Source organism: Rania fehmarnensis, from assembly GCF_056494185.1.
Genome location: NZ_CM151398.1, coordinates 1,433,781 through 1,448,528, shown reverse-complemented (window position 1 = coordinate 1,448,528; position 14,748 = coordinate 1,433,781). Strand labels below are relative to the sequence as shown.

Genomic DNA, 14,748 nt, shown 5'->3' with positions numbered 1-14,748 from the left:
TGGCAGCGGTGGATACGAGTGCTGCCGTACGCGCTGCGATCAATTTTCGATCACTTCTCCGCCGCGATGAGTTAGCAGAGCTTTCAAGGTTTTGGGATCGATAGTGTTGGCCAGTCGCTGGACGGAGCCATCGAAGCGACTGATAAATAACTTACCGTCAGCGCCGAACAGCTGTTCGACCAGCTTGTCAGGGTTCAGCGTCGGTTCTTCGGGTTTGGTCCAGGTAACCGCTTGCTGAGGCTGCGCAATGTAGATGGCGATCGTATTGGATGTGCCATCGGTGATGTCGCTGAACTTCAACGGTGGTCCATCACCAAACCAGGCGGAACCTTCCATCATAGGCAAGACGAATCGGGTTTGGCCATCAGCTACTCCATCGCCTGCGACACGATAGAAATCTGGCATCTGTGCTACCAGCTTGAAGTTATGTGGACTATCCCAAGGTTCATCGAGATGGAACTTGTTGTACAACTCCTGCTGGGCGAGATATGGCAAGATGTGCACACGCCAACTCAAGAGCGGCTGGTCGGTGGCGTCGCGAGTTTCGCGTGGTGGAAAATAGTTGTTTCCTTCGTGATAATTGTGCAATGCCAATATCATTTGTTTGAGCATATTCGAGACGGATGCCTCAGAGGCTTGACGCAGGACCGAACCGGATAGCGGTTTGAAAGCCGCCTCCAGCGTTGCCTGATTGGCAATCAGCTGTATCGCTGAATCAGCTCTACGGACTTCTACCTGGCCGACTAGGAGCTTGAGAGCCGTGGCTATCGAATCCATCAACTTGTAGTTGCGATCGCCACTGGCTGTTATCGATGTATCGCTGCGGAGCTCGATGGTCAACTTCGGAGTGGCCATGCTGGATACTGCCGCCACCAGATGCTGAGAATCAAGCAGAACTTGCTTGGGTGAAACGGCCAATGGTAATGCAATCGGCAACTGATCAGGCCAGAGGTTGCTGACTTCCATGCGCAGTGGTTTGGCAACCGTAAGGCCAACTGCGATCGGTTGTGCACAGACTGTGTCGAAACAGGACTGCAAACTGGCTGGTAATTGATCGTTGGTTCGCGGCTGACTATCGATTTGTCGCTGGCGTGCATTTTTACCAGCCACAATGATCATGTTTGGCCTATCGATTGTTTCGAAACGACCGGGAGCCAAATTCTTGAGTACTTCGTTGGCCAACTGCTGGGTGGTTTTGGTGTTGGTTGTCGGCAGGAACACCACCACCTCGCCTTGCGGAATATCCTGCAGGGCAAAGGTCAGATAGACATCCTTGACGCCCGCTTGCGCAAGCGCGTCAATTTGTTTCTTGTTCAGCAGATCAAAGAGTGGTTTAACGTCAGGTGGAATGGTGGGTAGCTGTGCGGACAGCCACTGGACGAGCTGGTCAGTTTGCTGCAAGTCGCTGTGGGCGACGATGGCTGTCGTTGGCTCCAAATACGGGCGAACCAAAGCCGCAGAATTTGTGGTTGCTTGGGCGCCACAGAACTGGGGGCTCTGTGAAATAAGCGCGATAACAACAAGGCACAATTTGATATAGTCTACACGCAACATGGAAAGGTGATCCTGAATAAATACCGATGTATGGATGGGCAAATACGCGATGGCACGTAAGACTTACTTGCGAAGTGTCAACTCCGTCTGGCTACGCGGATCGGAATGCCATGAGCCTGAATACTTGAGCGTCGCCTGTGTTGGGCTGGTACGCGTATAGTCGAAAGCCTGGCCATCAATGGCGGTTTTCCAAGCTGGCAGCGCCGCAACATCGTCGTCCCGTTGACCAGGCAATGCTTCAGGCAGCGTTGCATCATGCGCTGCGGCATAGGCTCTCAAGGCTTCGAGCGTTATCAACCGATTCCGAAGATTGAGCATGCGGCGATGCGCATCATTTACCGAATAAAGTGCGGGCAATGTTTGCAACACTATCAGGCTGGCTGGACTGAGCGACTGGGCCCTCGCGCGGTTGATTAGGGTCTCAGTGCGCTCGCGGTACACAGTAGTATCCAACGAGAGTAACGACCATTTGAAGTAATCGTTCAGCATACTGATCAATTCCTGGCCTGTATGTCGCACGAGTGCTTCGGAGTAGCTGATGTTTGAATTCTGAACTGTTTGACCCGCGAGCAAGGAGTCCTTGGCTTGATCACCGTACAGCAACACGCTCAGACCTGCCCACAATGCTGTAGCTCGCTTTTGTGCTTCAGGATCTTCAAATGAAGATTTGTTCGTCATCTGAACGAAGTCATTGGTGGTACCGATGACACGAGCTTGCCAGGCTGCGTCGGTGATGGGTTCTTCCGGCAGTTCTGTCAGGCGATAGAACATGCGCTCGATAGCCACCATTTCACCTTCAGTAGCACTCTGCAGATTGTCGAGTTCGCTGGGCCAACTGGCGAGGGCCCAGTATAGATTCGGGGCTCCTGGTTGCTGGATGAGCGTTTCGACTTCACCCAGCATTTCCCCGCAGATAGCAATAGCAACTAACTTTCCAATCAAAAACGATCGGCCCATATGAGATACAACTTCGCTCAAGCGCAAGCCAACACGTATCGAGTGGATGGCATCCTCAAAGCGTCCTTCCGCGATCGCCAGGCGCGCTTGAGTCTGCAGAAGTCGAGCCAGATGTCGAGACTGTTGAATTTCTGGGAACGAGACGGATAGCACATCAACGCCCTTGAGTTCATTCCATCTTTGTTCGTAGTCGATACGTGAAGCCTTGTCCATCTCGGCTAACTCGTCTAGCACGGCTTGGTACTTGGCCAGGTACTCTCGGGCTTCCGCTTTGGGAAACTGATCAATCGGTTGAGGCTCGCCGTAGGGTGACCATTTTTCACTCCATTGCATATCGAGTTGTTGTCGATTGCCGACCTCTCGAACCATCGCGTTGGCTCGCAACATATTCGTGATCGCGTTGCCGCCTGAACGCCGAACCTCAGGTACCCACAAGCGATATCGCAAGGCGGGTGATGCCTCAGCCGCCGGACTGATAGTCAGCGAACGACTAGACTCAACCGGCTCGACCACCGGAGCCGGTTTGTCCAGGCGCAGAATTTGCGCGTGAACCTCGCTCGGAAAACACATCAGCCAGCAGAGGCCAACTAATGTGGACGCGAGCGCAACCAGACGTTGTGGCTGGTTAACCAAACAAAATCGATCTCGATGATAAGGCATGAAGGGCTCCTGGCTGGAATCGGTTGCGGTTGGTCTACAGCGTCGGCAGGATGGTTTGCCAATCGCTGCGTCTGAGAGTGGGTTCGGCCGGTAAGCTGGTGGTGGATTCAGTGGAAGAATTATTGTCGTCTGCTGAAGAAACGGACTCCTGAGCGCTCTTGGCACCAATCAGGCTCAGCGGACGATCCATTTGATTGGTAAGCACTTGGGGCAGCCAGCGCGAGAGCAAACCACTGGGTACTGCGTTGGTACTAACAGCGGCAAGCGCAGGCGATTGGCTGGGAACATTCTGCCCAGTCGGTGCCTGCACTGGTTGAACTGGCGAACTGGGCTGGACAGGTGCTATGGCTTCCACAGCGCTAGGCGGTCGACGATTGGCCAACTGCGCTTCGCGGGCGCTAGAGCCGAGTTGGTAACTGACGACACTGGTGATACACACCGCCATCACCGCAGCGGCGATGGCCTTGCGCAGCGTCGAGCGATGCTGGCGTTGCTGATGCTGGGATGCTGCCAGAAAGCCTGCTTGATAGAACAAGTCGTGAGCATTGCCAGGGACTGGAGCAGCTGTCAGAGCGGCCAGCCGTCGAATAAAGTCTTCACGAGTTGGATCTTCGCGAGCTGGATTCGATGGATCATCGTTAAGTTTGTTCATGACTATCTCCGCTGGTTTGTGCGTTGGCGGGCGTCGATACGGGTGGCTGGCCATTGGAGGCTGACTCGCCTTCCAGTTCACGCCGCAAGCGATCGATCGATTCGTGAAAGCGCCGGTGAGCCGTAGCGCGGCTGAGACCGACTTCGTATGCAATTTGTTCGAAGGTCATTTCACCCCACAGGTGAAGCACAATGATTTGCCGTTCGGTCTCGGGCAGCTGCTTAAGGGCAGAAGTCAATTCTTGTGTCGCTAGTCGATCGGCTGGATCATCTTCAACAAACCATTGGCGATCGGCCGATGAGAGCTGATCGCGGCGCTGCCGACGTTGGCCGGAACGATGCCATTGAATGAGCTGGTTACGAACGACCCGGACAAGCCAGGCCATAGGCTGGTGAGGCACATGGTCAAGCTGGCTAAATCGAATGAACGCTTCCTGGACCGCATCCTCTGCCGGTTCGCCGATCGCACGCGCCACCAGCAGCAACCTGGCTGAATACATATGCCACAATTTGGAGAGTTGTTCAGGAGGAACCACATTCAGCCGCCACAGGTTGAACCAACCACCGAGCCTTCACTCACAAGGACGTCACCCGCAGTTTGTCATCTCACAAATGCGAGAATATTTTTTTTGCAGCAGATTGTAGAGCAGAGTCGTTTAACCCGTAGCCGCCAGGCGAGGCGAACCTGCTAACCAACTCTGCGTTTACCTGGGCTACGGGTTAGACGTTACGGGTGTAGAGTCGCTACACTGGGTGCGCCTCGCCTGGCGGCTGCGGGTTAAACAATTCGGGTGTAGAGTCGCTACACTGGGTGCGCCTCGCCTGGCGGCTACGGGTTAAACAATTCGGGTGTAGAGTCGCTACACTGGGTGCGCCTCGCCTGGCGGCTACGGGTTAAACGATTCGAGTGTAGAGTCGCTACACTGGGTGCGCCTCGCCTGGCGGCTGCGGGTTAAACGATTCGAGTGTAGAGTCGCTACACTGGGTGCGCCTCGCCTGGCGGCTGCGGGTTAAACAATTCGGGTGTAGAGTCGCTACACTGGGTGCGCCTCGCCTGGCGGCTACGGGTTAAACGATTCGGGTGTAGAGTCGCTACACTGGGTGCGCCTCGCCTGGCGGCTACGGGTTAAACGAGGGAACAGCTGCGTTACGATTCGAGCGGTTCTTCGTCCATGATGGCGGAGAGTTCAATAATGGTAGTACCCGCTTGCACGCGGTCGCCACTGAACAGTTCTAAAGAGTTGATGCGAGAATTGTTGACGAAGGTGCCATTGGCGCTGCCAACGTCACGCACGCGAATCAAGTCGCGATTGGCTTCTAGTATCAAATGATGGCGCGACATGTGACTATCGGTGGGCACAGAGATATCGGCAGTCGATATGCGCCCCACGGACAAGCTCTGGTTGGGATGCAACCAAAATCGCTTGCCCTTGGCTGGACCTTCGATAACCTCAAATACACCAACCATTTTGTGGGCCAATTGCACGCAGCCGTCTAAACAAGTTACGCTCGCTGTGAGTAGCCATACGTTTTTCCAACCCACTGAGCCAGGCTACTGTCTTATCGGTCAATTCTTTCGAAAACCATCCAGAATCGCCATCTCCAATTCATTATGCTTGCCAACTTCCCCCTCTTCATAGCCGAAAGCCGCAAATTCCTTTCTTTTTGAAGCATTTCAAACTAGACTGCAGGTTGATATTTCCAGACCCACGGCGAGCACTCTGGATAACGACTAGCATCCCCGGAGAATCTCATCAACGGCCGCAGTTCATGCATTTCCCGAACATGCCTTCCATGAGTCGTTTGTCAACACAAATCGCTCGCATCGGCCGATGGCTCAAGCGGCTCACCGCCTCTCGTCGAGAGCGGAATCGCCGTCAGTTTGCTGCCCAGATCCCACCGCTGACCTTTCGGCAACTCGAGCCGCGCCGCGTTCTTTCAGTCACCTCTGCGCTCGATGCCGGATTGCTGACCATCGCCCTCTCGGACGGCTCAGCAGCCAGCCTTCAAACCGATCCGGCCGGTGCTGAATTCTTCGTCGATGAAAACGGTAACCACACACGCGATGCTGCCGAATTCCATGGTCTGCTGCAAGACCTCAATTCGCTCGCCGTTACCGACTCAGGTAACGGCAGCTTCACTTGGCTGAGTTCATTTCAACTACGATCCGCCAACATCCAATCCGATCATATCGAGCTGGCCGGCTCACTGACGCTCGATAACAGTCTCGAACTGAGCGCTCGTCAAGAAATAGTTATCTCCGGCCAAGTCAATGTCGCTGGCAATCTAACCGTCGACAGCCAGAGTCATACCGTTCGCAACGTCGATCAAGCCCACCTGACCGTCGGCGGCCACACGCAGCTCGATGCCCAGTTTGTCGATCTGGGACAACAACGGAACGACCAGATACATTTCAATTCAGTCTCGTTCAATCATCCCAACTCCGAAATTGTGATCCACGAAGATGCCAGCCCAGCGGATACTTCGACACTCATCCTCAACAGTAATACCGCTGGACAAGTAAGCATCCTTTCGACGGGTACCATCGAAGTTGCCAAAGATGCCTCGATCAACGCGCTGACCGACCTCCAGCTGCACAGCCACGGACCAAACTCCGACCTGATCATTCACGGCCAGTTGGAAACACAAATTGGCTCCATCGATCTATTTAGCGATGATCAAATCGAGCTGCGCGGAAACGCCCTGGTCGCCACCAAGACCGGCCATGTTACGCTCGTCGCCAACTTGGATGCACTCGATGGCGACAGCGATGATGGAATCCGCATGGAGCAATTAACTTCGATCAGCTCCACTAGCGGTCAGATCAAACTTTCCAACCTGGGAGCCTTTGGCGGCTCGATCGTTATCAGCCACATAGAGACCAACAACACCGGTGGTCAAGCAATCGAGATTGATGCCCAATCGTCGATCATCGATACTACACCCAATGACCCTGACAGTCCCACTGCCGCGCCTTTGAATTTATCCGCCGCCAATGGCACGATCATCTTGCGCTCACTCCAGCATACCGGCCAGGTAGACGACATCGACATCGATGCTGCCAACCTCATTTTTTCTACGGGCGGAAACATACAAGTCACCGATCATCGTGGTGGACTGAGCATCAGTGGCCCATCGTTTGCCACGGGCGGTGGCACACTGGTAGCTCATAGTCCGCTGTCGATCAACGCTGATATTACAGTTGGCGCATCCACCACGTTCATCGCCGGCAATAGCGCGCATGCCAACGATCACCTGTCGATCAACTCGGGCGCTACCGTTCTTCTGAATGCCAACACAGCCAGCCAACTCACCTTCATCGCTGGCGATGATATCTTGTTCAACACCGGCCGCATCCAGACTAGCGGTAGTGCGCAGCATCAGGTCGCGCTGCTCGCTGATCAAGATCACACTAGTAGCGGCGCCAACGATGGTCAGCGTGGCAGAATCATCGAATCGAGCCCACTGGTCGTCGAAGTCACCACGCATCATCTGAGCATCACTGCCGCCGATTTCGCGCGGCTGGATACCCAAGTCGACTCACTCGAAGCGCAATTAACGGCCGCTGGCGACCTGGTCATTCGTGAGCGAGATGACATCTGGTTGCGAACACTCACGACAGCTGATGGGTCCATTACCGTTGAGTCTCCAGGCAGCATTTCGGTTGCCAGTGTTAGTAGCGGCGGGACCAACACCATCCGCTTGACAGCCGGGCAGGATTTAACCGAGGGCGATGGCGCCAACGACAATCTGGATATCGAAGGCTATAACGTCGTTCTGCTTGCCAATGGCGGCAACATCGGCCAAGCTCCCAGTACATTCTTCACTGGACTGGCTGCGCCGATCGAAGTGCTCGCGCGAAACAATCTCTCCGCGACGGCTCAAAGCGGCATAGTGGCCCTCGATCCAGTGGTTGGTGGATCGCTGACGGTGGCCGCCGGCACCGCCTGGCTGCAATCGGCCGGCGATCTGGACTTGTCGAACAGCCAGTTGGCGGTTCGTCACCTAGCGCTCATTGCCGATGCCGATCGAAACGGTACAGGTACCGTAACGCTCAGCGGCCCAGTCACCGTCTCCGGTGATATGCGCATTGAAGGAGCGGACATCACTTCCAGTCGGCCACTAACACTTACCGCGGATCGCTTGCTCTTTATCTCAGGCAGCGCACAAGATACCGCACCTAACGATGAAACGTTATCGCTGAACGTGCGTCACTTCGATGGCACCACCAGCGGCAGCATGCATGTCACGTGGTCCTCACTGGCTCCGGTGTCACTAATTGATTTGAATCAGAACCACATTGCCTTGCAAACGCTCTCGCGCGCCGGCAGTCTCTTTGTTTCTACGGATGTGCATCTGTCGGTCTTGGATGACTGTATTGCAGGGAACGATAACTCGAACTCCAGTACTGGTTCGATTCACTTAGAGGTTGGCAATAGTGACTTCGACTTGTTCATTGATGCGGTCCTGCTGACCGACAATGGCGATATTACGCTCGAGACTGACGACGACTTGGTCCTGCGTAGTGGAATTGTCACGACCATCTTCGGCAACATTACGATGACTGCCGATGCCAATGGTGATGCGGCGACCGGCGGTGGCGAACTTGCGATGGCCAGTGCCACCGTAGTCTTGGCTGGTCGCGATGTCAGTCTTGTTTACCAACCAGGCATTACGCCAACGTCGTCATTTTCACTCGCCGGGCAGGCAATCAATCTAGGCGCCCAGGTGCGTCTTGCGGCTGCTGATTCAATCACGCTCAGTTCGGTTCAGTCGGCCAACAATACGCAGAATGCCGTGCATATCGCGAGTACGTCTCTGTCGATACTTGACGCGGGTGATGCCGACGGAGTTGTCAACCTGCTCGCACCATTCACTGGAGCGCTGGTGACACTCGCAGGCTTCAGCGGAATCGGCAGCGCCGATGCGATTGAAACCGATGTCTATGCCATCGATGTCACCTTGAATCAGCTAGCCGGTCAACCAGTCAGCCATTCAATTCGCATTCACGAATTAGCTAGCGGAGGTGATCTGCGCGTAGCGCATACAGCCGGCACTGGCGATATCTTCTTCCTGGTCGATGCCGGCCAGCTCATTGTCACTCCCGCAGGGTTCTTGGCTCTCAATCGCTCTGGTGTCACGAGCACCAGCGGCGATATTTTGCTGCATTCGGTCACCGGCGATGTCCAGATGCAAGTCGACGTGCAATCAGGCTCCGGAAACATCTCGATCCTGGCAAGCGATGACGTAGCGATCGCAGCCAACATCACCACCAACGGCGCCAGCGTCTTCGTCTCAGCAGGCAATGCGGACAACACGACTCCCAATGGTGATGGCATACACATGTCCGCCGGTGCCAGCATCAGTAACACGGCTGGAGTGATTCGTCTAGAGTCGAAAAATGATGGCGATATCGTGTTGGGTTTTCTCGACACCGTGGATGGCAACCGAGAATCGGGCGCAGTTAGTTTGATTGCCAGCGGCAGTGTACTCAGAGCTGCGGGTCAAGGGGCCGCTACCAACATTGAAACAGGGCGACTGCGCATCGTGGCCGATGCTGATCGTGATGGCAGCGGCGGTATCGGTGCGGCCGACCCAGGCAATGGTAATCCTAGCGCTAACATCCAGGCTATTACGATTAGCGCCTCCCGCTTGGCCGCGCACAGCAGTCAAGGCATTTACCTGCAGCAAGCGGGTAGTCTGCAAATCGATGACACTGGTGTGATCACCGGCGAGCAGCTTCAATTTGATGGCCGTTCCACACTATGGAACGATACCGCCTTATCCGATCTGCGTACCAGCGGCGATGGCGTGATTAAGCTTGTGTTGACTAGTGGCGACCTGACCTTAAATCCCGGCAGCAACCGCGATCTGCTGGCGATCGATGCCGCGGGCGACGTATTGCTGGCCACTCGCAGCGGAAGTGGCAGCATCGTTGTGCAGCCGGATGCCGGGGTGCGCTCGCGATCCGGCCTTATCGATATTGATGCGGGCAACTCATTTGTGCTGGCTGCCACACTGGATGCTCAGCGCGACATAGTTGCCTTCGCGCGCACTATCACGCTTGACACCCTCAGTCGCGTCACCTCTCGCCAAGGAAGTGTCCTGCTGCAAAGCGGCACTGCGCTCGATTCAGCGGGCGAGATTACGGTCGCGGGTAGCATTTCCGTAAGAGCCAGCGGTGACCTGATACTCAGTGGTTCGATCCAAAGCGACCAGCACGCAATACTTTATACATCAACTAATTTGCTGATGGGTAGCCAAAGCCAGGTAGTGGCGGCTGGAAACCTTGTAGTCCACGCTACCGGCAATCTTGAACTCGGCTATCTGCAAGCCGCCTATGTGGGATTGGACGCTGGTACCAATATCAGCGATGCCAACGCGGCCAGTGAAAACATTCGAGCCAATCAATTGGTCATGCTGGCGGGCAACAGCATCGGCGATAGTGACCTGAACAACGCAGCCGATGCTAATGCTAACGCGATCGATTTGCATCTCGGTCGGCTTGGCAACAATGCCCTCGGTACGCTGGCGGCCCGCGCCGCCAGCGGCATTTACTTGCAAGAAGTCTCCGTGGGCGGGGCAATAGTCATCGATGCCATCGCCGCGCAGTCGATCCAAGTTACTGCCCAGCGGGTCAACTTTAACAGCACGCGCCACACAATTGCGAGCACGGCCGATCAGGCAGCCAGTGAAGATTTGATTACCACCGCGGGGCCCATCAAACTGGTAGTTAACGACGGCAACTTGACGGTGGCTGCCGGCACGCTGGGCACCTTCGGAATTCAGTCTACCAGTGGCAATATCCTGTTGGAGACTCGAGGGAGCGGACATGACCTGCAAACGCAAGCCGCCATTGTCAGCGGTACTGGTCACATCACTTTGAAGGCCAGCGACGATATCAACCTGGCCGGGACTCTGCAAACTGGCCAGGCTGGCACGATCTATGTGCAAGCTCAGAATCTCAAGCTCGATGCGGGCAACAGTGATGGCATCGTCACTAGCGCACAGATCACCACTGTCCGCGGCGATATTCTGCTGAGTTCGCAAGCCAACACAACGCTCGGTAGCGTCCTTCGATCTGGTGCCGATGTCGGAGTGATCACCGCCGGGCAGCTTGTGCAGACTGCGAACATCGAAATAGCTGGCAACTTGATGATGGACGCGGGCCAGGGCGTCACCATGTCGACTGCGACGCGCAGCACAGCCACCGGCGCGATACTCATTAACAGCGGTGCTAACATTGAACTCAGCTTGCTGGAAGCGGATCATGTAGCCGTGCAGGCCGTGGGATCGATTCACGATAACAATGACGCTCGTGCCTCCGCCATCATTGCGACCAATATTCGCGCTGAGCATCTGAGTCTGCGGGCGGGTCAGGCGATCGGTGGGCCTGATCCAGCGTCGACCACTGCGCAGCAAAACCTCTTTGCGATCGATTTGGAAGTAACCACAGTAGCCGCTCAAGCAAACGCGGGCGGCATCTACTTACAACAACTGGCCGCAGGCGGCAACCTCACTGTTGGTCACGTCACTGGATTGAGCACCGAACTGGTCCTCCAGCAGGTCGACTTCCGCAGCACGACGCAGCAGCTAACCGAAGCAGGCAATCGTGTGGTGCGCACTATCGCTACGCTCAATGATCTAGAGTCGTTAGGGAACGGATCCATCAAACTGCGCGTCGATGCTGGTCAATTGATACTTACCCCAGGTAACGATCAAGATGCCAATGCGGTAACTGTTGGCGGCAGTGGCGACATATTGCTGCGAGCTTTCGGCAGTGGTAGTGACATCGTCAGTCAACAATTAGTTGGCATCTCCAGCGGTTCAGGCCACATCAGCCTCGTGGCCGACGACGATATACGCTTGAACACAGCCATTACCACTGCCGGTGATGGAACAATTCTGGTGCGGTCCTTCAACGCTACGCGCGGCGAAAGCAGCGACGGCATCGCTCTGGATGGACAAATCGTCAGCGGTCGCGGCGATATCTTATTCGATGCTCGGCGTGTGAGCGCCAATTCCGCGATCGACCAAGATATTCGACTGAACGCTTCCATCGCGTCGCAAGCGGGTGATGTTGGTCTACTGGCTGATCGGCACGTGAACCTGGCTGGGAACATGGCGACAACTGGCAATGTATTTATCGATGCCGCGGGCACCCTGACGATGCAATCTTCAGCCTCAATTTTGGCTAGCGGCGCGGGGAATGCCCTGCTGCAATCCGGTGGCGATTTGGCGCTTGGCCTGGTTAGCGCATCGCATGTTGCCTTGTCGTCCGGAGGCAGTATCTTTGACGCCAACGATACAGCTAACGCCAATACCAATGTGCGAGCGACTCAGCTTCGGGCCAGCGCGGCTAATTCGCTGGGAACAATCGGCCAGTCACTGGAAACCGAAGTGGCGACGGTGGCTGCCAGCGCATCATCAGGCATCCATCTGTTTGAAGTCGCTGCCGGTGGTCAGTTAATCGTGGGCCAGGCTTCGGCAGTTTCCATAAGCCTAGATGTTCGACAAGCCGAGTTTCGCAGCACGACCACGTTGATCTCAGTAGCGGATTCACTCGGCAGTTTGAATGATGTTGAACTGACCGGCAGTGGCAATATCGAACTTACGGTCGCCTCTGGAAGACTGCTGATCACCGACGGTGCCGATCAAGATCAGCTGGGCATCCTAAATCGTGGCTTAGGCGACATCCTGCTGCGCACCAATGACTTCAGTGGATTGTCCGCTCCACTGAGCGGCAGCATCGTACTCGACACAGGCATTCAAGGCCGCGGTGACATTAGCCTGGTGGCGTTCAGCTTTATTGATGAGAGTTCATCCAATGCGAAAATCGTTGGCACTCAAATTGGTAGTGGGACGTTACTCACGCTGAGAGCAGGCACTTATGCCCACTTGCATGATGTGACAGTCGCGCGACTGGATGCGCAAGTCGGAATGTTCGGACACTTGGATTCACCGAGTTGGCAACGCGTCAATGACATCGCCGCCAATGAAAGCACGCGTCTCTTTGAACGACTCGACGGTCGGGACTCGAGCGGCAATGGAGTATTAACCAGCGCGGTCGGCCTGACCGGTAACTATGCCACGTTGAACGATACCGTCGGACGTTATGACTTCCGCGGCAAGTACGCAGATGATTACGCGCTGATGCTGGTCAATCGCGGCGATCTGAATGTGCGCAGTGTCGTAGCGGGCGACCTGTTGCAACTGGTCGTACCCAACAAGCCCAATGTGTACATCGAAACGATCGATGGCGGTGACTTGAGTGTCACCGGCCCGATTCGCACGCTCAGCAATACCAATGTGGAAGGTGGTATCGTGCTAGTGGCCAGTGGCCAGCTGGCCTTGCAACCTGGCAGCGAAATTACCACCGACCGGTTGGATAGTCGCAGCCTGCAAAGCCCGGTCAGCCAACGAGTCGGTTTCATCGAGTATGCACAATTCGATGTAGGCCAGGCGGGTCGCGAAGTGCTGGGCGGGTTACGCGGGGTTGTATTCAATGGCGGCGAGGGTGTGGGGCACGAGTTGACCACGCAAAACGTACTCATCAACGCTTTCGGCTTGCAAAATGCGCCTTTTATCGGCGAAGCGGACCCCTTGCGATTGGTGCTGCAACGCGTCGTGATGCAGTTCGGTCAAGCAACCGAAGAGGGCTTCAGCATCTACGTCGGCTATGCCGACGGGCTGGTGCAGGAGTTTGATACACAGGGCGATGTAGGACGGGAAGTGTTCGCACCGGTGCGGCCTGTAAATCTGTCCGCCATCGATGCCGTGCCGGCACCTGACCAAACTGCCGTGTTCACTCGGGCTATTCCATTTACTCAAGAGTTTCTGTTTGCCAACCAGGATCTGGCGACGGTTGCTATTGTGCGTCGAGCCGATGACTTCTTCTTCTTTCAAGGGGCCGATAGTGCCCAGACGATTCAAGACCTGGCGTACGAATTTCATGTGATCACCGGTGTGAGCGCCGATGGTACGCAAGGGGCTACTGAAATGCCGCCCGAACCGATTCCCCTAGAGCCCGAGCTGCCGACACTCGTCCCGCTAGCTGAACTCAGCACGGCCGCTCCGTTGCAAATCAACCAACTGCCCGAATTGCAGACGATCGTTCAGCGTCCCTTCGAAGTCATCGTATATCGCGTATCGTTTGATGATGCCAACAACAACGGGCAAGTCGAACAGAACGAACTGCCAAGTGCTGATAAGATTCAAAGCGCTGATGAAGTTAACGAAGACGTTTTCGAAAGCCGTCAAACGTCTAAACAACTTCAGCGCACGCGAGTACAACAACTGAACGTTGGGGCAGGCGGAATTCCTTCGGCTCAAGACCTCGATCGTTTCAAAGCTGAGTTCGCCGATGACCCTGAACAATCATCAGGAGCTTACGCGATCATTCAGCAGGATGGGGATGAAGAGACGGTCTTGGAGATTTTCTCGCTGCGAGATTGGCCCGAAGAGCAACCTGCGGATCGTCCACTCATCCTACCTGATGACCCTGCCGACCAGCCGCTCAGCGTGCCACTGCCCGCTCCCGCCGATGCGAGTGGTGAATTGAAGCCAACACCCCGTCCAGAAGACCAATCTCAAAACATGCTCGAGCACGTTTATCCATGGTCAAACCAGTCGTCAGGCAGCAGGACCTCTTACGACTGGCCCCCTCATGATCAAGGTATGCCTGGCCACTGGGAAAGCCGACTTGCTGCTAGCGGTATCATGGTCGGTACGCTCATGATGTTACAGAACGACAAACTGCATGCGGGTGACGTGCTGCAATGGATGAGCACTGCTGCGGGCACAGGTCAGACTGTCGAACTGTCCTCGGCCGCGCGACGGCGGCGCAGGCTGATGCAACGTTTCAACTCTCAGATGGATGATCAGTGAATTGATACCATGCCTTCGATAAACCACCATCCCTGTGCG

At 55.5% G+C, this 14,748-nt stretch carries 6 protein-coding genes; 1 reads left to right on the top strand and 5 read right to left on the bottom strand.

The window, feature by feature from the left end; genetic code table 11:
* Window positions 1-39: 39 nt before the first annotated feature.
* The 5 genes from SH573x_RS04500 to SH573x_RS04480 form a co-directional block, all read right to left on the bottom strand.
* Window positions 40-1,554, bottom strand: a complete 1,515-nt coding sequence (locus SH573x_RS04500) for a DUF1559 family PulG-like putative transporter (protein ID WP_479353137.1) — start codon at window positions 1,552-1,554, stop codon at window positions 40-42.
* Window positions 1,555-1,617: 63 nt separating this feature from the next.
* Window positions 1,618-3,171, bottom strand: a complete 1,554-nt coding sequence (locus tag SH573x_RS04495) for an SGNH/GDSL hydrolase family protein (protein ID WP_479353136.1) — start codon at window positions 3,169-3,171, stop codon at window positions 1,618-1,620.
* A 34-nt stretch (window positions 3,172-3,205) separates the two neighbouring features.
* The gene (locus SH573x_RS04490; RefSeq protein WP_479353135.1) at window positions 3,206-3,823 is read right to left on the bottom strand and encodes a hypothetical protein; all 618 of its coding nucleotides are present in this window, start codon (window positions 3,821-3,823) and stop codon (window positions 3,206-3,208) included.
* Window positions 3,810-4,358 (bottom strand): RNA polymerase sigma factor, encoded by a 549-nt coding sequence (locus SH573x_RS04485; protein WP_479353134.1) that lies wholly within the window; start codon window positions 4,356-4,358, stop codon window positions 3,810-3,812. The genes SH573x_RS04490 and SH573x_RS04485 overlap by 14 nt, the downstream gene beginning before the upstream one ends.
* Before the next feature lie 611 nt (window positions 4,359-4,969).
* Window positions 4,970-5,290, bottom strand: coding sequence for an FHA domain-containing protein (locus SH573x_RS04480; RefSeq protein ID WP_479353133.1), 321 nt, complete (start codon window positions 5,288-5,290; stop codon window positions 4,970-4,972).
* A gap of 326 nt (window positions 5,291-5,616) precedes the next feature.
* Between SH573x_RS04480 and SH573x_RS04475 the strand changes: the two genes are divergently transcribed.
* A complete protein-coding gene (locus SH573x_RS04475; RefSeq protein ID WP_479353132.1) occupies window positions 5,617-14,709 on the top strand; it encodes a beta strand repeat-containing protein in 9,093 nt (3,030 codons plus the stop codon).
* The last annotated feature ends 39 nt before the right edge of the window (window positions 14,710-14,748 follow it).